The sequence below is a fragment of the Actinobacillus delphinicola genome, from assembly GCF_900638385.1.
In the GTDB taxonomy this organism is placed as follows: domain Bacteria; phylum Pseudomonadota; class Gammaproteobacteria; order Enterobacterales; family Pasteurellaceae; genus Actinobacillus_C; species Actinobacillus_C delphinicola.
Genome location: NZ_LR134510.1, coordinates 1,000,345 through 1,022,171, shown reverse-complemented (window position 1 = coordinate 1,022,171; position 21,827 = coordinate 1,000,345). Strand labels below are relative to the sequence as shown.

Here is a 21,827-nt window from a genome sequence, read left to right as displayed (position 1 = left end):
TAACAAAATAATGATTTTAATACAGCCTTTGTTATCTCTTTTATGTCAATAAAAGAGATAAGAAGTATACTTCTTATGAAAATTGTTTAAAAAATGAAGGGTAGAAAATGATAGGGGATGTGATTCAAAGTCTATTGAAAATAAATTTTGAGAATAAAAAAGCTCAGCCGAGGCTGAGCTTCTTATTTTGCATCGTTGAAAATTAAGCGATAACTGCTTTTTCAACTACACGAACTAAAGTCCAAGATTTAGTTTTAGAAACAGGACGACATTCCTTGATTTCTACAACATCACCCATTTTAGCTTGGTTTTCTGCGTCGTGTACGTGTAATTTAGTAGTACGACGGATGAATTTACCATAAAGAGGGTGTTTAACTTTGCGTTCAATCGCTACTACAATGGATTTATCCATTTTGTCGCTAACTACGCGACCTTGTAAAGTACGAATTTGATCTGTCATTACTCACCCGCCTTTTCGGTTAATACAGTTTTAACTTGTGCAATGCTACGACGCACTTGTTTTAACTGATGAGTTTGTTGAAGTTGACCTGAAGCTAATTGCATACGCAATTTGAATTGTTCACCTAAAAGGTTTAATAATTCAGCTTGAAGTTCTTCAACAGTTTTTGTACGTAATTCTTGAGCTTTCATTACATCACCGTTTTAGTTACGAACGTTGTTTTGATTGGCAATTTAGCAGCTGCTAATGCAAATGCGTTACGTGCCACTTCTTCAGAAACTCCGTCCATTTCATAAAGAACTTTACCCGGCTGGATTAAAGCTACCCAGTACTCAACGTTACCTTTACCTTTACCCATACGGACTTCTAATGGTTTTTCAGTAATTGGTTTGTCTGGGAAAATACGAATCCAGATTTTACCTTGACGTTTTACTGCACGAGTCATAGCACGACGAGCGGCTTCAATTTGACGTGCGGTAATACGACCACGACCAACTGCTTTTAAACCGAAAGTACCGAAACTAACCTCTGTACCGTGAGCGATACCGCGGTTACGACCTTTCTGAACTTTACGGAATTTTGTACGTTTTGGTTGCAACATTTAACAATTCTCCTTACTTACGACCTTTGTTACCACGATGTGCTTTTTTAGGTGCGCTAGGTTTTTCTGATTGTTTTGCAACGGCAGCCATTCCACCAAGAATTTCACCTTTGAAGATCCATACTTTAACGCCGATAACGCCGTAAGTTGTATGAGCTTCTGCAGTGTTATAATCAATGTCAGCACGTAAAGTGTGTAGTGGTACACGACCTTCACGGTACCATTCGCTACGCGCGATTTCTGCACCGCCTAAACGACCGCTAACTTCTACTTTGATACCTTTAGCACCTAAACGCATTGCACTTTGTACAGCACGTTTCATTGCACGACGGAACATTACACGACGTTCTAATTGAGATGCGATACCTTCAGCAACAAGTTTTGCATCAAGTTCAGGTTTTTTCACTTCAGCAATGTTGATTTGTGCAGGAACACCAGCAATTTTAGCTACTTCATTACGTAATTTTTCTACGTCTTCGCCTTTTTTACCGATTACGATACCTGGACGTGCTGTGTGAATAGTAACACGGATGCTTTTTGCTGGACGTTCAATAGTGATCGCTGAAACAGAAGCATTCGCTAATTTTTTATTTAAAAATTGACGTACTTTGAAATCGCCTTCTAAGTTGTCAGCAAAATCATGTGTATTCGCGAACCAAGTAGAGTTCCAAGGTTTAACAATACCTAGGCGAATACCATTTGGATTGACTTTTTGTCCCATAGTAATCTCCTACTTAATTAACGATCAGACACAACCACTGTGATGTGGCTTGTACGTTTTAAAATACGATCTGCACGACCCTTCGCACGTGGCATAACACGTTTCATTGAAGGACCTTCGTCTACGAAAATTTTCGCAACTTTAAGATCATCGATATCTGCGCCATCATTGTGCTCTGCATTCGCAATAGCAGATTCAAGCACTTTTTTCACTAAAGCTGCTGCTTTTTTGTTAGTGAAAGTTAAAATTTCTAACGCTTGCGCTACTTTTTTACCACGGATCATGTCCGCAACAAGGCGGGCTTTTTGCGCGGAAGTGCGAGCGTAACGATGTTTAGCAATAGTTTCCATCTTTTACTCCCTTACTTCTTAGCCTTTTTATCCGCAGCGTGGCCGCGATATGTACGAGTCGGTGCAAATTCACCAAGTTTATGACCGATCATTTCGTCGGAAATATAAACTGGAACGTGCTGACGACCATTATGGACTGCGATGGTCAATCCAATCATTGATGGAATGATCATTGAACGACGGGACCAAGTTTTGATTGGTTTTTTATCCCCGCTTTCCACCGCCTTCTCTACCTTCTTCAACAAGGGTAGGTCAATGAAAGGACCTTTCTTGAGAGAACGTGGCATGGTTTACCTCTATTATCTGATTAAAATTATTTACCACGACGACGTACGATGTATTTATCAGTACGTTTGTTATGGCGAGTTTTCTTACCTTTGGTTTGAACGCCCCAAGGAGTAACTGGATGTTTACCGAAGTTACGACCTTCACCACCACCGTGTGGGTGATCAACAGGGTTCATTGCGGTACCACGAACGGTTGGACGAATACCACGCCAACGGTTTGCACCAGCTTTACCAAGTGAACGAAGCATATGTTCTGAATTACCTACTTCACCGATGGTTGCAGTACATTCAGCTAAAACTTTGCGCATTTCGCCTGAACGAAGACGTAAAGTTACATAGTTACCTTCACGAGCGATAATTTGTACATAAGCACCTGCAGAACGAGCAATTTGTCCGCCTTTACCAGGTTTTAATTCTACGTTATGTACAGTTGTACCAACTGGGATAAGACGCATTGGTAATGCATTACCTACTTTAATAGGTGCGTTAATACCAGCTTGGATTTGATCTCCAACGCTTAAACCTTTAGGTGCTAAGATATAACGGCGTTCACCATCTTTATAAAGCACTAAAGCGATGTTTGCGCTACGGTTTGGATCGTATTCTAAACGTTCAACAACCGCAGGGATATCAAGTTTATTACGTTTAAAGTCAATTAAACGATAGTGTTGTTTATGACCACCACCGATATGACGAGTAGTGATACGACCTAAATTATTGCGACCACCAGTTTTAGATTTAGTATCTAAAAGGGCTGCGAAAGGTTTACCTTTATATAATTCAGTGTTAACAACTTTAACAACGTGGCGACGACCAGGGGAGGTCGGCTTGCATTTAACGATAGCCATTTTGCTTACTTCCTCCTAATTACTCTGCTGCGCCTTCAACGAAGTCCAAAGATTGGCCTTCTGCAAGGGTAACATAAGCTTTTTTCCAGTCGCTACGACGACCCATTTTAGCACCACGGCGTTTAGTTTTACCTTTAACAACCACAGTACGTACAGAGTCAACTTTCACTTCAAATAATTGTGCTACTGCTTGTGCAATTTCAGCTTTATTTGCGTCTAAAGCAACTTTGAAAACGATAGTATTTGATTTTTCAGCGTTATTTGTTGCTTTTTCAGAGATATGTGGTGCGTTTAACACTTTTAGCAAACGTTCTTGTTGAATCATGCTAACATCTCCTCAATTTGTTTTACTGCATCAACAGTCATTACAACTTTATTGAAAGCGATAAGACTTACTGGATCAATACCTTGTGCATCACGAACGTCTACTTTGTATAAGTTACGTGCTGCTAAGAATAGATTTTCATCAAGGCTTGCAGTGATAATTAATACATCATCAAGATCAAGTTCTTTTAATTTGTTTACAAGAACTTTAGTTTTTGGTGCGTCGATTTCAAATTTTTCAACAACAACTAAACGATCTTGACGAACAAGTTCAGAAAGGATGCTTTTGATTGCACCGCGGTACATTTTTTTGTTCACTTTTTGGCTGTGATCTTGTGGTTTCGCTGCGAAAGTGATACCACCTGAACGCCAGATTGGTGATTGAGCATCACCAGCACGTGCACGTCCTGTACCTTTTTGACGCCATGGTTTTTTACCAGATCCTGCTACTTCTGCACGAGTTTTTTGAGCACGTGTACCTTGACGAGCACCTGCTGCGTATGCAACAACTACTTGATGGATAAGTGCTTCATTGAACTCACGTCCAAAAGTAGTTTCAGAAACAGTTAATGCATTTTGTGCATCTTTTACTACTAATTCCATTAATTACTCCTAGACTATGCTTTCACTGCTGGTTTAACAATAACATCACTATTAGTTGCACCAGGAATAGAACCTTTAACTAATAATAAATGTTTTTCAGCATCAACACGAACAACTTCAAGAGATTGAACGGTTACACGTTCAGCACCTAAGTGTCCTGCCATTTTTTTACCTTTAAACACACGACCTGGAGTTTGGTTTTGACCAATAGAACCAAGCACACGATGTGATAAAGAGTTACCGTGAGTTGCATCTTGAGTACGGAAGTTCCAACGTTTAACACCACCTTGGAAACCTTTACCTTTAGATGTACCAGTAACATCAACTTTTTTAACATCTGCGAAGATGTCAACATTAATTTCTTGACCTAAAGTGAATTCTTCACCTTCAGTACGAAATTCCCATAAACCGCGACCAGCTTCAACTGTTGCTTTTTTGAAATGACCTGCTTCAGGTTTAGTTACACGGCTAGCTTTTTTAGTACCAGTAGTAACTTGAACAGCAGTATAGCCATCGTTTTCAAGAGTTTTCACTTGAGTAACACGGTTGGGTTCGATTTCGATTACGGTAACAGGTACAGAAACACCGTCTTCATTGAAGATACGGGTCATACCTACTTTACGACCGACTAAACCAATCATTGTAATAACCTCTTAATTAACCTAGGCTGATCTGCACGTCTACACCTGCAGCCAAATCTAAACGCATTAACGCATCAACAGTTTTTTCTGTTGGCTCAACAATATCAACTAAACGTTTGTGTGTACGGATTTCGTATTGATCACGTGCGTCTTTATTAACGTGTGGAGAAATCAACACGGTGAAACGTTCTTTGCGAGTTGGCAAAGGAATCGGTCCACGAACTTGTGCACCAGTACGTTTAGCTGTTTCAACGATCTCCGCTGTTGATTGATCGATTAAACGATGATCAAAAGCTTTTAAGCGGATTCGAATTCTTTGGTTCTGCATTAGACCAGAGCTCCAATAAATTTAGCTAATAAAAAAACCGAACCACCAAACTTGAAGGATTAATTTCAAGGGGGCCGATTTACCTAATCTATTGTCCCCAAATCGGGAACGTTTTATTCAACACGACTACTTCCTGTGTTGGACGTTTAGTAAATGATCACACTAAACGGCTTAAAAAAGCTTGCTGATAATATCAGAAATAGCTAAAAAAGCAAGCACTTTATTCAGTTAATCGGCAAAGTTCTCACTGTTTGCTTTTTATAAAAAAATGCTTTTGCTTTTATGTTAATAAGGCTTTAAGGTGTACGCACCATTCTTTCTTCTAGGGATATTATGAAAAAACGTATCTACATTGCTTATACTGGTGGCACAATCGGGATGAAGCCATCAGCGCAAGGTTATATTCCCGTTGCTGGTTTCTTGCAAGAAACCTTAAAAAATATGCCAGAATTTCATCGTGATGAGATGCCGTATTACCATATTCATGAATATGACACCTTGATTGACTCTTCCGATATGAGTCCGTTACATTGGCAGCAAATTGCTCAAGATATTAAACATCACTATGATGATTATGATGGCTTTATAATATTGCATGGGACGGATACGATGGCTTATACCGCCTCTGCGTTGAGTTTTATGTTAGAGGATCTTGAAAAACCCGTCATCATCACGGGTTCGCAAATTCCTTTAGCAGAACTCCGTTCAGACGGTAAAATCAATCTATTAAATGCATTGTATATTGCAGCGAATTATCCAATTGCAGAAGTCAGTATTTTCTTTGAACATTCGCTGTTGCGAGGCAATCGTAGCCGTAAAGTAGATGCCGACGGTTTCAATGCCTTTGGTTCACCAAACTTCCCTCCTCTTTTAGAAGCAGGTATTCAAATTCAATTAAAAGCAGGGAAAATTACCGAAAAAGTAGGAAAACCGCTAAAAGTTGCGTCAATAAGTTCACAACCTATAAGTTTAATTAGCCTCTATCCAGGTATTAGTGCAGAAATGATTAAAAATGCACGCCAACGTCCCGTTAAAGCCGTAATCTTACTAAGTTATGGCGTAGGCAATGCGCCTCAAGATCCTGTACTTTTATCTGAATTACGTTCAACCGTTGAACAAGGTATTATCGTTTTAAACTGTACACAATGTTTGCGTGGTCGTGTCAATATGTCAGGTTATGCAACAGGCAATACGCTCCAAGAAATCGGAATTATTTCTGGCAACGATATGACTCCTGAGGCAGCTTTAACAAAATTACATTACCTTCTAAGTCAGAACTTAGATGCAGATACGATTAAAGCCAAACTATTAGAAGATTTACGTGGTGAATTAACAATCGAACATATTTAAGAAAATAGAGAGGCGCATTTATAACACGCCTCAATTTTCGTTAAAATTTATGCTTTATTGTACAGCATTCTCTGTCGTTACAGGTTCTTCGTTTTCCACATCTAACATTTCTAATAAATGTGCGCGATCGCCTTCAGATTGGACCATTTCTAGTTCAGGCATAGATTTATTCGCACGATTCGAGAGTTTTTGGAAACGCTCTGCTTTGCCAATAATGCCTTGTTTTCCCGCGAATGCTACAACCGTATCATTGTATTGGTTGCTTGCGGTATTTAAGGTATTACCTAAACGTTTAAGGCGATCAACTACTGTGCATAATTGGTTATATAAATCCCCTGCTTGGCGACTAATTTCCGCTGCCTCTTGGTTACCTTTCTCAAGACGCCATAGATTCGCGATGGTACGCAAAATTGGCATTAAGGTTGTGTGCGATACCATAATGACATTTTTTTGATATCCGTAATCAAAAATTGTTGGGTCATTACGTAGTGCCTCAATATACGCAGGTTCTAAGGCAATAAACATTAAAACAAAATTCGGACTATCCATGCCTTTTAATGCACTGTAATTTTTCTTACTTAAATCATCAATGTGATTACGTAATGCTTTACAGTGTTCATTAAGGAAACCTTGACGTAAGCCATCACTTTCAGCGCTTACAGCACGTTCATAGTCAACTAATGACATTTTGCTATCAATCACCATGTGTTTATTATCTGGTAGATGTAGCACAAAATCAGGATATTGTTTTTTACCCTCATCGTTAGTGAAATATTCCTGTGCAACATAATGAACACCTGGTTCAAGCCCTGCCATTTGCAAGGTTTGTTCAAGTTGAATTTCACCCCAGTTGCCAAGTGCTTTTTTATTTCCTTTTAAGGCAGAAGTAAGATTATTTGCCTCTTGGCTCATGCTTAAGCCCAATTCAAACATCTTCTTAATTTCAGCCTCAATACCTGCGTTACCTTTCAAACTTTCAGAATGAATTTCATTCACGCGTTTTTGGAAACTATCAATTTGCTCACGGAACGGTTTTAATAAATCCGTCATCGCCACTTGATTTTGTTGGCTGAATGTTTGGGATTTTTCTTCTAGAATTCGATTCGCTAAATTTTGAAATTCAATCGTTAACTGCCCTTTGCTTTCTTCGACATTTTTCTGTAATTCCGCAAAATGGGCAGCTTTTTCTTCTAATGTCGTTTTAAGTTCAGTTAATTCATTTTGTAAGCGGCTGTTTTCACGCAAAAGCTCATCAACATGAATTTCATGTTTTTCGATAGTCTGTTGTTTCTCAGTTAATTGTTGAGAAAAACTATCTGCTTTACTTTTTTCAGTGCTAAATTGCCCGTTTAACAACGCCATTTGACCATTTAAACGTTGAAGCTGACTATGTTGTTCTTGCAATTTTTGTTGATGTTTACGCAAATAATCATCACGTTCTTGTAGGCGAACTTGTAGCCCCTCTGCTTCAGTTGTGCTTTTAATTGCACGTTGTTCGCTTAATGTTTTTTCTTGCAATGCCTCTGCAAGTTCTGCTTTTAATTTTCCCTTACTACGCCAAGTAAAAATCCATAGTAAAAAAAATAAAATAATTGCGCCCCCGCCTAGCGAGAAAATTAACACTAAATCTTGAGTGCTAAGCTGAAGGTGTTCAATAAACTCTTGCATTTTTTCTCCGTGTTTACTCAAAAACAAAATCTTATTATGGATGCTGGATATATTTTAGCATTGCTTACCCTAAACCATACTGTATAAAAAGTTTATTTTATAGTCAATCAATGCGTATTCTATCCGTTTTGCTAAGATTTTAAGCTTTTTCCTGTAATTTTTTTAATTGATACAAATAAGTCAGTGCTTGTTTCGGGGATAGTTCATCGGGATCGAGTCGTTCTACCGCTTCCCATAAGGCCAATTTCCCTTCATCCTCTGCCATTAATCCTAATTCCCCTTGTGTTTGCTCAAGTGGAATGGATAAATCAATTGGCGAAACCGCCTGACTTTCTAATTGATGTAATTTTTGTTGCGCTAGTTTTATTACATGTTGTGGTACACCCGCTAATGCCGCAACCGCAAGACCGTAGCTTTTGCTTGCCGCCCCTGCTTTAACAGCATGTAAAAATGCAATACCATTTCCATGTTCTATCGCTTCAAAATGAATATTTTCCACGCCATTTAACTGTTCTGGTAAACTGGTCAATTCAAAATAGTGGGTAGCAAATAATGTCAGTGCTTTTTGATTAGCGAGATAATTCGCACATGCCCAAGCGAGGGAAAGTCCATCATAAGTTGATGTGCCTCGCCCAATTTCATCGATTAAAACTAAACTTTGTGCCGTAGCCTGATACAAAATGGTTGCCATTTCACTCATTTCGACCATAAAGGTGGATTGTCCTGAAGCTAAATCATCCGCTGCCCCAATTCGAGTAAAAATACGATCTAACTCACCAATTTTTGCTGAAGTCGCTGGAACAAAACTCCCGATATGAGCCATCAATGCAATCAGTGCAGTTTGACGCATATAGGTACTTTTACCGCCCATATTCGGACCTGTTATTACAAGAAGATGGCGTTGGCTATCTAAATGCACAGAGTTAGCAATAAAAGGTGCATCTAAAACTTGTTCGACAACAGGATGACGTCCATCTTCAATGTACACTGCATTGCCACTACAAAATGTAGGACGTACATAGTGTAAGGTTTCTGCACGTTCCGCTAAATTGTTCAATACATCCAAGGTTGCTAAGGCTTCAGCAGTTTGTTGCAATGCCGTAATATGCGGGCAGATCGTATCGAAAATTTCTCCATAAAGTTGTTTTTCAAGTGCAAGGGCTGCCCCTTTCGCTTTCAATACCTTATCTTCATAGACTTTTAATTCAGGAATAATGTAGCGCTCTGCATTTTTTAACGTTTGACGGCGTACATAGTGTAAAGGTGCCTTATGAGCTTGCCCTTGGCTAATTTGAATATAATAGCCGTGTACTGCATTAAAACCGATCTTTAAGGTATCGATTCCCGTTTTCTCACGCTCTTTAATTTCAAGTTCTTCTAAAAAGTCGGTCGCCCCTTGCGCTAAACTGCGCCATTCATCTAATTCAGCATTATAACCTTCGGCAATTACCCCACCATCACGGATAAGTAATGCAGGATTTTCCATTAATGCATTTTCAAGTAAGGTATAAATTTCAGAAAAATCGCTTAACTGTGCCAATAATTGCTCAAATTGTGGTGAATTTTCTAGAGTTTGACGAATATCAGGCAACTGAGCCAATGCAGTACGTAAGCGTGTAAAATCACGAGGGCGTGCAGAACGTAAAGCAATTCGTGTCAGAATACGCTCCATATCGCCAACTTGACGCAGTAATGGCGCAAGCTCTGAATAAAAATCTTGTTCGATTATCGTGGCGATAATATCTTGGCGCTGCAAAAGAGTTTGGCGATGGCGAGTTGGTTGATGTAGCCAACGTTTTAACATACGACTTCCCATCGGGGTGGCCGTTTTATCTAAGACAGATGCCAAGGTATGATCAACACCCCCACCCAAATTCTGTGTAAGTTCTAAATTCGCACGGGTAGCGGTATCAAGTTGAATAAAGGTAGAACGATTTAATAAACCAATGCTTTGAATATGCGGTAAATGCCCACATTGTGTATCACGAGCATATTGTAATAAACACCCCGCAGCACATAAGCCAAGAATCGCTTTTTCCACGCCGAAGGCTTTTAAATTCTGTGTTCCAAATTGACGGTTTAATAAGGTGATTGCAGTACTTAATTCAAATTCCCAGATTGGGCGACGGCGTAACCCTCTGTAGCGTTCCAACAGTGCCATTTCGGTAAAATCTTCGCAATAAAGCAATTCAGCTGGCTGTAAGCGCTGTAATTCTTCAGCTAATTGAATCGTATTAGCCACTTCACAAATCTGGAAACGTCCTGATGTCATATCTAAAGTAGCAAGCCCAAATTGTCCTTTTTCTTCGTAGATCGCCGCAATTAGGTTATCTTGACGTTCAGTTAATAATGCTTCATCACTCACCGTGCCTGGTGTAACTACGCGTACAATCTTTCGCTCAACGGGTCCTTTGCTGGCAGCGGGATCGCCTATTTGCTCACAAATAGCCACACTTTCGCCCAATTTAACTAATTTCGCCAAATACCCTTCTACGGCATGATAAGGCACACCCGCCATAGGAATTGGTTCGCCTGCAGATTTTCCACGCTGAGTTAGGGTTAAGTCTAATAACTCGGCTGCCTTTTTCGCATCATCATAAAAAAGCTCATAAAAATCGCCCATACGATAAAACAGTAAAATATCAGGATTTTCTGCTTTCAAACGTAGGTACTGCTGCATCATCGGCGTGTGTTTTTCTTGGGTGCTCATATCAAATCCTATTGGGCTAAAAATGTTTTGTATTATACAAGATTTTAAGGCGTTACGAAGGCTGAAAAGTCTTTTTCTCTAAAACATACCCACATCGTTTAAATTTCAGTACAATAACGGTACTTTTGTACTTTTATAAAAAAGGAAAACCTATGATTATTGTTACAGGTGGTGCTGGCTTTATCGGTAGTAACATTGTTAAAGCCTTAAACGATATGGGTCGTCGCGATATTTTAGTAGTTGACGATCTAACTGATGGAACCAAATTTTTAAATCTTGTTGATCTTGATATTGAAGACTACATGGACAAAGATGATTTCATTGCGTCAATTATGGCGGGTGATGATTTTGGTCCTATTGATGTCATTTTCCATGAAGGTGCGTGCAGTGCAACGACTGAATGGGATGGTAAATTTATGATGCAAAACAACTATGAATATTCAAAAGAGTTGTTACATTTCTGCTTAGATCATGAAATTCCATTCTATTATGCGTCTTCTGCGGCGACTTATGGCGATAAATTAGATTTTATCGAACAACGCCAATCTGAAGGTCCATTGAACGTTTACGGTTATTCTAAATTCTTATTCGATGAATATGTGCGCCGTATTCTTCCTCATGCAAATTCTCCAGTTTGTGGTTTTAAATATTTCAATGTGTATGGTCCACGTGAACAACACAAAGGGTCAATGGCAAGTGTTGCTTTCCATTTAAACACCCAAATTCTTAAAGGGGAAAACCCTAAACTTTTCGCAGGTAGTGAAAAATTCTTACGTGACTTTATCTATGTGGGCGATGTTGCTGATGTAAATATTTGGTGCTGGCAACATGGCATTTCTGGTATCTATAACTTAGGTACAGGTAAAGCACAAAGCTTCAAAGATGTTGCTGATGCGGTTGTGGCTTTCCACGGGAAAGGACACATTGAAACTATCCCATTCCCAGAACATCTAAAAAGCCGTTATCAAGAATATACTCAAGCCAACATGGATAAACTCCGTGCAGCGGGCTACGATAAACCGTTTAAAGATGTTAAAACTGGCGTAACAGAATATATGGCGTGGTTAAATAAAAAATAACTCACCACGTTTTAGATAATAAAAAAGCGGTCACCTGTTTCAGTTGACCGCTTTTTTTATTTGTTTTCTTGAATTTTAGCAACAACTGTCGCTACCCAACTTTGTGGCAAGTGGCGTGCTAAAAATACGGCAATCTTATTTAATACACCTGGAATAACAATTTTTTTATGACTGCTTAAAAGTGCTTGTGCCACTTCATCTGCGGATTGATTTTTAAAACGATGGAAAAGTTTGGAATCTTCTAACTGGCTGGCTTTTTCAAACTGCGTGGCTGTTGGACCTGGTGCCAATAACCGAACTTGAATATTGGTATGACGCAATTCATATACCAATGCTTCGGTAAAAGAGGTCACAAAGGCTTTGGTCGCATAATAGACACTCATTTTAGGTCCTGGCATAAAACTCGCTACAGAAGATACATTAATGATTTCTCCGCAATTTCTTGCCTGCATATCAGGAAGAAATAGTTTAGTTAACGTAACCAAGCTACTAATATTTAACTGAATCATGTCTAATTCTTTATCTAAATCTGTTTCGCTAAAATCGCCAAATAATCCAACGCCTGCATTATTAATCAAGCGCTCTACAACAAGCCCTCTAGCTTTCACAAACTCATAAATCTGGACAGGATTATTCGGTTGGGAAAGATCAGCCTGAAAGATTTCACATTGCGGATATTTTTGTTGAAAGGCATGCAATGCATCAAATCGGCGTGCCACAAGAATTAGTTTAACTTGTTGGCGTGCAAGTTTTTCCGCCAAAGCTAAGCCAATACCTGATGTTGCCCCTGTAATCAAGGTGTAACCCTGTTCCATTTTTTCCTCGCTAATGCAATCACGCCCCAATTCCCCAAAAAATTTATGGAAAATCGAGGCGTGATGAGTTTATCTTAACGCAAACATTACATACCAAGAACAAAACAATCTACTTGAGAATGAATGCGATCTCGTACTTGTTGTGCTTGATCGCGACTTCCAATCGGTCCTACAAAAATACGATACCAATTTCCGCCACGCTTAATATGTGCGGTAATGCCAAGCATCGCTAATTTCGCACGACGACTTTCAGCTTGTGAAGCCTGATCAAATGCACCACATTGCAAGCCAAAATTACCGCTCGCAACCTTTGTTACAGGAGTGGCTGCACGAGTCGGGGTATCCGCACGTTGTGTAGTGTGGTTAGCATCCGCTTTTTGCCCAAGTACCGACCATAAACTTTGCGATTTATCCGCAGGTTTCTCCGCTTTTTTCACGCGATTGTCAGGTTTAATCGTTGTCACGGGTGCATTATTGGTTTTAGGTGCAACGTTTGGCGTTGATGTCGTTACAGGTTTATCATCAACAAAACCATTATCCTGAGTCGTCACTGATGCAGGCGGTAATGTATTAATGGTTCTCGTTTCTAATGCTTTGATATAGCTCCATTTTTCCTCTGGTGGAGGCGGAAGTGGTGCCTGTGGTTGTGGTTTTTTCACTTCCACTTTCTCCACATGTGGCGTACTGGATTTTAGAAAATAAAGCCCAGCCCCTACCACTACAATGATAAGCACAACTAAACCCCAAATTACACTCGGATTTTTGGTTGCATTTTTTTTCTTTGATTTTGTTGTTCGTGTGGACTTTTTCTTTGCCATCTCTTACTCTTTTAATAAATTCTGATAATTTTTTTAATTCTACTTAAAAAAATTTTTGCTTGCTAGCCTAACTTGTTATTTTTTAAACATTAACTAAAATCTTGCGGATCTACATCTAAATGCCAACGTACCTTATGCGTCATAAACTGATCATGGGGAAAGCGTTGTAATACCCTTTGCAAATAAGCACGCTGTGGATGTTGTAACAATAATTGCCAACGATACTGTCCTGCTTTTTTCGCCATTGGTGCAGGCATCGGCGGTAATACTTGTAAGCCTGGGATATTTTGTTGCTGAAAAAATACCGCTACGGCCTCAAGCAATTTTTGTGCTTCCGCATTATCCCGACTTTGCGCCTTAAATAAGGCTTGAGCCATATAAGGCGGAAGTCCTACTGCATGGCGCTGTTTCAATGCCATTTGCGAAAACTCTTCATAACCTCTGGTTAAAAGCGTTTGCAACAACGGATGATCAACAAAATGCGTTTGCAATACGACTTCTCCCGCTTTCTCTGCTCGCCCTGCTCGCCCCGCTACTTGGACATAAAGTTGGGCTAATTGTTCCTCAGCGCGAAAATCGACAGAGAATAAAGCACCATCAATATCCAATAATGCCACTAAGGTCACCTCTGGGAAATGGTGCCCTTTGGCCAACATCTGGGTACCAATCAAAATTTGGCTTTGCCCTTGTTTAATCAAATTTAGACGAGATTCCAATTGCCCTTTGCGTGCAGTACTATCTCGATCGATACGTGTAATCGGGGTATCAGGAAAAAGTTTCTGTAAATTTTCCTCTAACTGCTCCGTTCCTAAACCCGTAGGAATCAAATAAGTTGAACCGCATTCTTCGCATTGCATCGGAATAGTTTTCTGGTTACCGCAATGATGACAACGTAAAACACGTTGTTTTTGATGATACGTCATTGGTTTTTCACAATGTTTACACTGTGCAATCCAACCACACTCATGGCAAAGAATGATTGGCGAAAACCCACGGCGATTTAAAAATAATAATACCTGATTGCCTGCAGCTAAATGTTCTTTAATTTTATTAATTAATGCGTCCGATAGCCCCTGTTGTACACGTTGCTTTTTCATATCAATAACAAAATGGTGCAATGCCGTTCCTTTTCCTGCCCGTTTTTTTAATGTTAAACGGCGGTATTTGCCAACTTCTACATTATTGAGTGTTTCTAAGCTCGGGGTGGCTGAACCAAGCAAAATTGGAATATCTAAAATTTTGGCATACATCACGGCTAAATCACGCCCATGATAACGCCACCCTTCTTGTTGCTTGAAAGAACGATCATGTTCTTCATCAATGATAATGGCCCCTAAATCTTTAAAAGGCGTTAATAAAGCAGAACGTGTCCCAATTAAAATTGCACTTTGTCCTGTCCGCATTCGTTGCCATACATTTAGCCGTTCCGTATCATTAATATTTGAATGAATCACATCAATCGCAACATTAAAACGTGCTTTAAAGCGCTGTACGGTTTGTGGGGTCAATCCGATTTCTGGCACTAATACGAGTACCTGCTTACCTCGTTCTAAAATCGTTGCGATATATTGCAAATAAATTTCCGTTTTCCCTGATCCCGTCACGCCCTCTAATAGCCATGGTTGAAAGGTAAATTGTTTTTCAAGTAAACCTAATGCAATCGCCTGTTCTGAATTTAACCGTAAAACATTATTTTGTTGCACAATCGGCAATTTTTCTAACTTTTCTTGCCATGTTTGCGTATTTTCGTGAATTATTTTCTCTTGAATAAATCCTTTTTTATACAATTTTGACCAAATCGCACTCGCCACTCCATTATTCCCTTTCTCTTGAGGCTGCGTTTGGCAAAGTAATAAGGCTTCTCGCTGTTTATGTGCAGTTTTTAATTTATTTTCCGCAAGCGCTGTTTCGCCTTCGGAAGTGATAACCCAGAACGTTTTTTCATTATTCGGTAACGGATTCGGTTGGCGTAATTTGACAGGTAAGGCACAGTTTAACACTTCGCCCCACGGGGATTGATAATAGTCCGCCCCCCATTTTAATAATTTCCATAAAGGCGCAGGAAATAAATTTTCATGATCCAACGGATCTAAAATCGCTTTTAGCTGTTCTGTGGCTAAGTCGGTTTTTTGTGGAAAACCTACAACCACGCCCACTAATTTATGCGAGCCGAACGGAACAAAAACCCGTGCACCAACCACGAGATCCGTGTCGTCATCGCAAAGATAATCAAACTCACAAAATAATGGAACTGGCAATGCCACTCGAACTAACGCCATACGTTTTCCTAATCAAACTTAGTAAAAGTCCTATTTTAGCAAATTTTTCCAAAACGAGAATTTTATCCAAATTTAAAAAAGGAAAACACGCCTCAATTTTCGTGAAAAATTACATAAATTTTGCAGAAAATCGGGGCGTGATCAGAAAAAATTAAATCGTTGCCATCGCTTTTGGACGGATAATGGCGTAAATCACACCTGTTACGATACTACCAATGGCAATTACACTCAGATATAAAAGCGGTTGCGATACAAAAGGAATCACAAAGAGCCCACCGTGTGGTGCTTGCAAAGTGATACCAAATACCATGGATAACGCCCCTGCGGTTGCCCCACCAAGAATAGCACTGATGATCACTCGAATAGGATCTGCCGCAACAAATGGTAATGCACCTTCTGAGATAAAACATAATCCAAGCACAAAGGCTGCATTGCCTGCATCACGTTCATTTTGCTCAAATTTTTTGCGAGCAAGCCACGTCGCAATCGCCATACCAATCGGTGGAACCATCCCTGCTGCCATCGCCGCTGCCATTGGCGTGTACACACCTGAGGTTAAAAGCCCAACTGAGAAAGTATAGGCCGCTTTATTCACAGGACCGCCCATATCTACGCACATCATTGCGCCAATGATTAATCCCAATACTACCGCATTTACGCTATTTAACGTAGTAAGCCAGTGTTTTAGCGATTCCATGATACTGGCGACAGGGGGATTGATAAGGTAAACCATTAATAAGCCGACAATAAGCGTGCCTAAAAATGGCAAGATTAAAATCGGTTTTAATGAGGCAAAACTTGCTGGCAACTGAATGATTTTATTCAGCCATTTCACGGTATAACTTGCTAGGAAACCAGCCACGATACCGCCTAAAATCCCTGCCCCTCCCGTAGTGGCAAGCATCCCGCCAATTAAACCGACAGCAAGCCCTGGACGATCCGCAATAGAGTAAGCCACATAAGCAGCAAATACTGCAATCATTAAATGGAATGCAGCGCCACCACCGATATCCATTAATGCTTTTGGTAAACCACCCGCAATATTGGGATCTTTAAAAGCATCAAATCCAAACATAAAGGAGATGGCAATGAGTAAACCGCCTGCTACTACCACTGGCAACATATAAGACACGCCAGTCATCAAATCTTTGTAAATCCCAGTATGTAATTTTTTAGATTCAGGTTTAGTAATTTGTTGGGTTTCGCCACCAGCAGTTTCATACGGTTTAGCTTCTTGCCACGCTTTTTTAAATTCGTCAGCAGTATGTTTTAATGCGGCACCTGTACTGGTTTTATATAAAGGTTTACCTCGGAATTTATCTAAATCTACATCAATATCTGCAGCAACAAAAACTAAATCGGCACGTTTAATGTCTTCAGGTGTAACTGCATCATTGGTGCCAATTTGTCCTCGTGTTTCTACCTTAATTTGCCAGCCTTGGCTTTCCGCATAACGTTCTATCGCTTCTGCCGACATAAAAGTATGTGCCACCCCCGTTGGGCAAGCGGTCACCGCAATCACAAATTTTTCTTTTTCTGAAGGCGAATGTTCTTTGGCTTGTGAATTTAATGTATCTGAAAAAGTTTGAATCGCTTGCCATGCTTTTTGAGGATCGTTAAAAGCGCTTTGTAAATCTAAAACGCCTCCAATTTTTCCGTGTGCTTTAGCGGGAATATGATTATCAAATAACACAACGACATCACTTTGTTCAACAGGGACGATGGTATTCCCTGCCGAAGTTAAGACGGGTTGTAAACGTGCATTGAGTAAGGCAATGCGTCCTTCTCCTAAATAGGAGGGATAATAAAGTGCAATTTTCATAGTATGACCCTAATAATTTAATAGAAAATGAGAAGATTGAACAAAAGGCAGCCGTTTTTTTACTTCATCGGACTGCCAATCAATTCCTGAAGATTCGACAACTAAGGTCGCAATAACTACGGCGTGTTTTAATGCCACTTCAATATCGCTATGTTTATCTAAAAAGTAGGCGATAAAACTAGCCAGTAAACTATCACCAGCCCCAGTAGTACTGATCACCTTTTTACACGGTAATACGGCATGGTAAATTTCATCATTGTGGCGACTAATTAAATATGCACCTTTTTCACCGCCTGATAGCAAAACGTACTGGGTATATTCTTGGCATATTTTTTTTGCCAAACGGCATTGTTCTTCAATTGTGGTAAGTTTGCTATTTCCTGCTAAAACCTGTAATTCTTCAGAATTAGGTTTAATAAGAATCGGTTTAGCTGCAACAGCCAATTTCAATGCGGCTTTACTGGTATCAAGCACCCAATGCACCCCTTGTCGTGTAAGCTCATGACACCATTCCGCAAACATTTCCGCCGATACGCCTTGTGGTAAAGATCCACAAATCAAGACACAATCAAACCTTTCGTGCCAATCTTGGCTCCGTTCGCAAAGCAACGCCCATTGCTCTGGTGATACTTGGAAACCTGTAAAATTGAGATCAGTTGTATCGCCTGCACTTGTAATTTTGATATTTGTTCTAGTTTGCCCGTCAAGGTAAATGAACTCATCGCTAATCTGATTCTCTTGAAAAAGTTGCTGAAAAACACCTACATTTTCCCAACCAAGAAAACCTGTTGCCGTCACTTGTACATCGAGTTTTCTCAATACTTGTGCGACATTAATCCCCTTCCCCGCAGGATGCTGTGACAAGGTTTTTATACTATTCACATCACCAATACGTAATATTTCTGTCACCCCAACTAAATCAATGGCAGGATTCAAGGTTACTGTTAAAAATCGCATATTACTCCCCTAATCCATCGTTAATGGCTGCTTCTAGCGCTTGCAATGCTTCCGCTGCTTGTTCCCCTTTCGTTTTAATATGCAGATGCTGATTTTTTTGCGTACCTAATGTCAGCACTTTCATTAAATTTTTACCGTTCACAAAGTCTGTTCCATTATCTGGATTAGCAATCAGAATTTCGCATGGGAATTGTTTGGCAATTTTGACAAGTAATGTAGCTGGTCTTGCGTGTAATCCTTGTGGATTTTTGATGAGGAATGTTCCTTCCAGCATTCCATCACCAGTTTCTACAAGGGGCTCTCCTTTGTATAGTTTTTCTAAAATTGTGATCATTTCGTTTTTATCGGCACGCTGCAATTGCTGAAGTATTTGGGGTGTTAAAGCGCACAATAGTGAATTGAGCTGTTCATCTATTTGAGCGACAGTGAAAAGCATTTTCCCTGTTTCGCTTTTCGCAATGCTTATTCCGTTTTCTAAATTACCGATTGCACTATCGTTTAAAAAGCAGTTCTCGCCTAAATACAACGATTGATGTGCCATAACATCACTTAAAAAATGCTCATTGCAATAACCCTGCTGTTGCAGATGACATACATTTTCGGCAGTTAAGGTAAGTAAATTATCCGTAGTTAAATGGGTGGTAATTAAGGCTGGGGTGATAGAGGGTTTAGAGGTTTGAAAGTAATGAATAAAATCTGTCGGCGTTCGAGCTAAAATCAGTCGTTGAATGCGTTGTTCATCACTAAGTAGTCCCGTCAATTTTCTGAGTAACGTGAGATGTTCTTCAGATTTTGCCGCAATACCAATCACGATAAAAGCTTTTTCATTCGGCGACCATGCAACACCTTGCGGAAATTGAGCAATGACAACCCCTGTTTTCTTGACTAATGGACGACTTTCCAAGGTACCATGTGGAATAGCAATTCCATTGCCTAAATAGGTGCAAGTTTGCTCTTCCCGTGCCATCATTGCTTGAGCATAACCTTCCTCAACATAGCCTAATTCTTGTAAACGCTTTGCAATATGCGCAATAGCACTTGCTTTATCGTTCGCCACTTGTTGCAGAAGTAAATTTTCACTCGAAATTTCAAACATTTTATTCATTTCCTTCATAAATACATCAAATACAAAAATTATATTTATTTTAGAATGATTAAAAAGTGAGCCATTTCACATTTTCAATAATCTATTGAAAATAAAACATAAAAAAACCCCGTATCTCTATTTAATCAAAATACGGGGTAATAATTCGTTTACTGAAATAAATTAGTGATTAATTAATACGTTAATACCAGCGCCACCAAGAATTAGCCATGCGAAAAGAATAATACCAAGGATAAGCGGTTTAATCCCTGCATTTTTAATTGCACTAATATGAGTAGTTAAACCAAGCGCAAACATTGCCATAGTTAAAAGAAGATTGTCTAACCATACCATGTTTTTTACGGTTTCCGCCCCAAATGGTACCCAAGTGTGAAGTGCAACAACACCGATGAAAATAAAGGCGAACCATGGCACTTGTACTTGACGTACTTTTTGTCCAAAGGTAATTTTTTCACCGTTTTCACCTTTTCCAACAAGGAAGAAAGATAAAATTAACAAGAACGGTGCCAACATCATTACACGAATCATTTTGGTAATTACCGCAGTCCCTGCCGCTGCTGGGCTTACTGCGTTACCTGCAACCACAACTTGCGCAACTTCGTGAATTGTTGAACCTTCATAAATGCCGTATTGGCTGTCGTTAAGCCATTGATGTAACCATCCCATGTGATAGAACATTGGGTAAATCAACATCGCTGTGGTACCGAATACAACCACTGTTGCAACAGCAATCGTTACTTTATAAGACTGAGCTTTTAAGACAGGTTCAGTCGCAATAACTGCCGCTGCACCACAGATACTTGAACCTGCACCAACAAGGATACTGGTTTCTTTATCCATTTTAAAAACTTTAATACCTAACCAACATGCGAGTAAGAAAGTTGAAGAAAGGGTTAAGATATCGGTTAAAATTGCATCAACACCAACATTTTCCACTTGAGTAAAGGTCAATTTGAACCCATATAGCATAATCGCTAAGCGTAATACTTGCCCTTTTGTGTAACCTACGCCAAGATTTAGAATACTGCCTGATTGTGGATAAACGGTATTTCCAAGTACGATCCCAAGCAAAATAGCAAGGGTCAATGAAGATAAACCGAAGTTATGTCCACCCGTCCAGTGCGGTAATTCAGCCACAAACCACATAGAGAAAAGACTTGCGATTAATGCAAAAATCAAGCCTGATATGTGGGGAACTTTAGGGATATAAGCTAAAGCAGCTTGTTTTGTTTTCATAAAATAATTCCTATATAAATCTATAAGCGTGGCAAGTATACTCTTTTTATTTGTAAAATTTTAACATTTTTTAAACATTTCATAAAAAAGGAAAGACAAACCCTATAAGTTTGTTACAATACCTTGATTCTATTAGCAAACGTGAGGTAACACATGAAAGTTACAAAAGATAAAGTAGTAAGCATTGCTTATCAATTACGCAACCAAGATGGTGTTTTAATCGACGAAGCACCAGCAAACCAACCTTTAACTTATTTACAAGGTCACAATAACCTTATTATTGGTCTTGAAAACGCACTAGAAGGCAAAGATGTTGGTGAAAAATTTGAAGTTCGCGTAAAACCTGAAGAAGGTTATGGTGAATACAGTGACATGATGGTACAACGTGTGCCAAAAGCTGCATTTGAAGGTGCGGTTGAAGAACTCAAACCAGGTATGCGTTTTATTGCTGAAACTGATCGTGGGCCACTTCCAGTTGTTATCACAGCAGTAGAAGGCGATGAAGTAGTTGTTGACGGCAACCATATGCTTGCTGGTCAAGAATTACTATTCAACGTAGAAGTTGTAGAAGTTCGTGACGCAACTTTAGAAGAATTAGCACACGGTCATATCCACGCAGCACCTGCTCAAGATGGATGTTGTGGTGGTCATGGTCATCATCACCATGAAGCCGATCACGAATGCTGTGGTGGTCACGGTCATCATCATGAAGAAGATCATGAATGCTGTGGCGGTCACGGTGAAGGTAAAGGCGGTTGTGGTTGCAGCCACTAATCTTCATAGATTCTGTGATAAAAAAGCGATGAGTAAAATCATCGCTTTTGT

Annotated in this window: 23 protein-coding genes; 3 read left to right on the top strand and 20 right to left on the bottom strand. The window is 39.6% G+C overall.

Features of this window, described 5'->3' with window-relative positions; translation table 11 throughout:
* Positions 1-202: 202 nt before the first annotated feature.
* The 11 genes from rpsQ to rpsJ are packed head-to-tail and all read right to left on the bottom strand — an operon-like array spanning position 203 to position 5,163.
* Positions 203-460 carry a 30S ribosomal protein S17 gene (gene rpsQ, locus EL259_RS04795; protein ID WP_126599508.1) on the bottom strand — a complete coding sequence of 86 codons (258 nt, stop codon included), beginning with the start codon at positions 458-460 and terminating at the stop codon, positions 203-205.
* Entirely contained in the window at positions 460-651 is a 192-nt protein-coding gene (gene rpmC, locus EL259_RS04790) for a 50S ribosomal protein L29 (protein WP_126599507.1), read from the bottom strand. Before rpmC ends, rpsQ begins: the two co-directional genes overlap by 1 nt.
* The gene (rplP, locus tag EL259_RS04785) at positions 651-1,061 is read right to left on the bottom strand and encodes a 50S ribosomal protein L16 (protein WP_126599505.1); all 411 of its coding nucleotides are present in this window, start codon (positions 1,059-1,061) and stop codon (positions 651-653) included. The genes rpmC and rplP overlap by 1 nt, the downstream gene beginning before the upstream one ends.
* A 13-nt stretch (positions 1,062-1,074) precedes the next feature.
* Positions 1,075-1,782 (bottom strand): 30S ribosomal protein S3, encoded by a 708-nt coding sequence (rpsC, locus tag EL259_RS04780; protein WP_126599503.1) that lies wholly within the window; start codon positions 1,780-1,782, stop codon positions 1,075-1,077.
* Positions 1,783-1,799: 17 nt separating this feature from the next.
* A complete protein-coding gene (gene rplV / locus EL259_RS04775; protein WP_126599501.1) occupies positions 1,800-2,132 on the bottom strand; it encodes a 50S ribosomal protein L22 in 333 nt (110 codons plus the stop codon).
* Between the two features lie 11 nt (positions 2,133-2,143).
* Positions 2,144-2,419, bottom strand: coding sequence for a 30S ribosomal protein S19 (rpsS, locus tag EL259_RS04770; protein WP_126599499.1), 276 nt, complete (start codon positions 2,417-2,419; stop codon positions 2,144-2,146).
* A gap of 26 nt (positions 2,420-2,445) precedes the next feature.
* The gene (gene rplB / locus EL259_RS04765) at positions 2,446-3,267 is read right to left on the bottom strand and encodes a 50S ribosomal protein L2 (protein ID WP_126599497.1); all 822 of its coding nucleotides are present in this window, start codon (positions 3,265-3,267) and stop codon (positions 2,446-2,448) included.
* Between the two features lie 19 nt (positions 3,268-3,286).
* Entirely contained in the window at positions 3,287-3,592 is a 306-nt protein-coding gene (rplW, locus tag EL259_RS04760; protein WP_126599495.1) for a 50S ribosomal protein L23, read from the bottom strand.
* Positions 3,589-4,194: a 50S ribosomal protein L4 gene (rplD, locus tag EL259_RS04755; RefSeq protein WP_126599493.1), complete on the bottom strand. Its 606-nt coding sequence runs from the start codon at positions 4,192-4,194 to the stop codon at positions 3,589-3,591. Before rplD ends, rplW begins: the two co-directional genes overlap by 4 nt.
* 14 nt (positions 4,195-4,208) lie before the next feature.
* Positions 4,209-4,835: a 50S ribosomal protein L3 gene (rplC, locus tag EL259_RS04750; protein ID WP_126599491.1), complete on the bottom strand. Its 627-nt coding sequence runs from the start codon at positions 4,833-4,835 to the stop codon at positions 4,209-4,211.
* 16 nt (positions 4,836-4,851) lie between these two features.
* Positions 4,852-5,163 (bottom strand): 30S ribosomal protein S10, encoded by a 312-nt coding sequence (rpsJ, locus tag EL259_RS04745; RefSeq protein ID WP_001181005.1) that lies wholly within the window; start codon positions 5,161-5,163, stop codon positions 4,852-4,854.
* Positions 5,164-5,496: 333 nt separating this feature from the next.
* Between rpsJ and ansA the strand changes: the two genes are divergently transcribed.
* Entirely contained in the window at positions 5,497-6,513 is a 1,017-nt protein-coding gene (ansA, locus tag EL259_RS04740) for an asparaginase (protein ID WP_126599490.1), read from the top strand.
* A 54-nt stretch (positions 6,514-6,567) separates the two neighbouring features.
* Here the strand turns inward: ansA and rmuC are convergent, their stop codons facing one another.
* Together rmuC and mutS are read right to left on the bottom strand one after the other, a co-directional pair.
* On the bottom strand, positions 6,568-8,181 hold the full coding sequence (gene rmuC / locus EL259_RS04735; protein WP_126599488.1) for a DNA recombination protein RmuC: 1,614 nt from the start codon (positions 8,179-8,181) through the stop codon (positions 6,568-6,570).
* 139 nt (positions 8,182-8,320) lie between these two features.
* A complete protein-coding gene (gene mutS, locus EL259_RS04730; RefSeq protein ID WP_126599486.1) occupies positions 8,321-10,891 on the bottom strand; it encodes a DNA mismatch repair protein MutS in 2,571 nt (856 codons plus the stop codon).
* A 152-nt stretch (positions 10,892-11,043) separates the two neighbouring features.
* Here mutS and rfaD point away from each other — a divergent pair, with 152 nt between their 5' ends.
* A complete protein-coding gene (gene rfaD / locus EL259_RS04725; protein WP_126599483.1) occupies positions 11,044-11,970 on the top strand; it encodes an ADP-glyceromanno-heptose 6-epimerase in 927 nt (308 codons plus the stop codon).
* A 56-nt stretch (positions 11,971-12,026) separates the two neighbouring features.
* Here rfaD and EL259_RS04720 read toward each other — a convergent pair whose 3' ends face one another.
* From EL259_RS04720 to EL259_RS04690, 7 genes are all read right to left on the bottom strand, one after another.
* Positions 12,027-12,785: an SDR family NAD(P)-dependent oxidoreductase gene (locus EL259_RS04720; RefSeq protein WP_126599481.1), complete on the bottom strand. Its 759-nt coding sequence runs from the start codon at positions 12,783-12,785 to the stop codon at positions 12,027-12,029.
* 86 nt (positions 12,786-12,871) lie between these two features.
* Entirely contained in the window at positions 12,872-13,603 is a 732-nt protein-coding gene (locus EL259_RS04715; protein ID WP_126599479.1) for an SPOR domain-containing protein, read from the bottom strand.
* A gap of 89 nt (positions 13,604-13,692) precedes the next feature.
* Positions 13,693-15,882: a primosomal protein N' gene (gene priA / locus EL259_RS04710; protein ID WP_126599477.1), complete on the bottom strand. Its 2,190-nt coding sequence runs from the start codon at positions 15,880-15,882 to the stop codon at positions 13,693-13,695.
* A 151-nt stretch (positions 15,883-16,033) separates the two neighbouring features.
* Positions 16,034-17,704 carry a fructose-specific PTS transporter subunit EIIC gene (locus tag EL259_RS04705; RefSeq protein WP_126599475.1) on the bottom strand — a complete coding sequence of 557 codons (1,671 nt, stop codon included), beginning with the start codon at positions 17,702-17,704 and terminating at the stop codon, positions 16,034-16,036.
* Positions 17,705-17,713: 9 nt separating this feature from the next.
* A complete protein-coding gene (locus EL259_RS04700) occupies positions 17,714-18,661 on the bottom strand; it encodes a 1-phosphofructokinase (RefSeq protein WP_126599473.1) in 948 nt (315 codons plus the stop codon).
* Position 18,662: 1 nt separating this feature from the next.
* A complete protein-coding gene (gene fruB, locus EL259_RS04695; RefSeq protein ID WP_172594220.1) occupies positions 18,663-19,757 on the bottom strand; it encodes a fused PTS fructose transporter subunit IIA/HPr protein in 1,095 nt (364 codons plus the stop codon).
* A gap of 171 nt (positions 19,758-19,928) precedes the next feature.
* Positions 19,929-21,002, bottom strand: coding sequence for a YeiH family protein (locus EL259_RS04690; protein ID WP_126599469.1), 1,074 nt, complete (start codon positions 21,000-21,002; stop codon positions 19,929-19,931).
* Between the two features lie 153 nt (positions 21,003-21,155).
* Between EL259_RS04690 and slyD the strand changes: the two genes are divergently transcribed.
* Positions 21,156-21,776 carry a peptidylprolyl isomerase gene (gene slyD, locus EL259_RS04685; protein WP_126599467.1) on the top strand — a complete coding sequence of 207 codons (621 nt, stop codon included), beginning with the start codon at positions 21,156-21,158 and terminating at the stop codon, positions 21,774-21,776.
* The last annotated feature ends 51 nt before the right edge of the window (positions 21,777-21,827 follow it).

Coding starts and splice junctions, on each gene's coding strand:
- rplV (WP_126599501.1), bottom strand. CDS start 2,132: ATGGAAACTATTGCTAAACATCGTTACGCTCGCACTTCCGCGCAAAAA.
- rpmC (WP_126599507.1), bottom strand. CDS start 651: ATGAAAGCTCAAGAATTACGTACAAAAACTGTTGAAGAACTTCAAGCT.
- ansA (WP_126599490.1), top strand. CDS start 5,497: ATGAAAAAACGTATCTACATTGCTTATACTGGTGGCACAATCGGGATG.
- rpsJ (WP_001181005.1), bottom strand. CDS start 5,163: ATGCAGAACCAAAGAATTCGAATCCGCTTAAAAGCTTTTGATCATCGT.
- rpsQ (WP_126599508.1), bottom strand. CDS start 460: ATGACAGATCAAATTCGTACTTTACAAGGTCGCGTAGTTAGCGACAAA.
- slyD (WP_126599467.1), top strand. CDS start 21,156: ATGAAAGTTACAAAAGATAAAGTAGTAAGCATTGCTTATCAATTACGC.
- EL259_RS04720 (WP_126599481.1), bottom strand. CDS start 12,785: ATGGAACAGGGTTACACCTTGATTACAGGGGCAACATCAGGTATTGGC.
- EL259_RS04705 (WP_126599475.1), bottom strand. CDS start 17,704: ATGAAAATTGCACTTTATTATCCCTCCTATTTAGGAGAAGGACGCATT.
- EL259_RS04715 (WP_126599479.1), bottom strand. CDS start 13,603: ATGGCAAAGAAAAAGTCCACACGAACAACAAAATCAAAGAAAAAAAAT.
- mutS (WP_126599486.1), bottom strand. CDS start 10,891: ATGAGCACCCAAGAAAAACACACGCCGATGATGCAGCAGTACCTACGT.
- rmuC (WP_126599488.1), bottom strand. CDS start 8,181: ATGCAAGAGTTTATTGAACACCTTCAGCTTAGCACTCAAGATTTAGTG.
- rpsC (WP_126599503.1), bottom strand. CDS start 1,782: ATGGGACAAAAAGTCAATCCAAATGGTATTCGCCTAGGTATTGTTAAA.
- rplB (WP_126599497.1), bottom strand. CDS start 3,267: ATGGCTATCGTTAAATGCAAGCCGACCTCCCCTGGTCGTCGCCACGTT.
- rplW (WP_126599495.1), bottom strand. CDS start 3,592: ATGATTCAACAAGAACGTTTGCTAAAAGTGTTAAACGCACCACATATC.
- EL259_RS04700 (WP_126599473.1), bottom strand. CDS start 18,661: ATGCGATTTTTAACAGTAACCTTGAATCCTGCCATTGATTTAGTTGGG.
- rplP (WP_126599505.1), bottom strand. CDS start 1,061: ATGTTGCAACCAAAACGTACAAAATTCCGTAAAGTTCAGAAAGGTCGT.
- rpsS (WP_126599499.1), bottom strand. CDS start 2,419: ATGCCACGTTCTCTCAAGAAAGGTCCTTTCATTGACCTACCCTTGTTG.
- rplC (WP_126599491.1), bottom strand. CDS start 4,835: ATGATTGGTTTAGTCGGTCGTAAAGTAGGTATGACCCGTATCTTCAAT.
- EL259_RS04690 (WP_126599469.1), bottom strand. CDS start 21,002: ATGAAAACAAAACAAGCTGCTTTAGCTTATATCCCTAAAGTTCCCCAC.
- rfaD (WP_126599483.1), top strand. CDS start 11,044: ATGATTATTGTTACAGGTGGTGCTGGCTTTATCGGTAGTAACATTGTT.
- priA (WP_126599477.1), bottom strand. CDS start 15,882: ATGGCGTTAGTTCGAGTGGCATTGCCAGTTCCATTATTTTGTGAGTTT.
- fruB (WP_172594220.1), bottom strand. CDS start 19,757: ATGTTTGAAATTTCGAGTGAAAATTTACTTCTGCAACAAGTGGCGAAC.
- rplD (WP_126599493.1), bottom strand. CDS start 4,194: ATGGAATTAGTAGTAAAAGATGCACAAAATGCATTAACTGTTTCTGAA.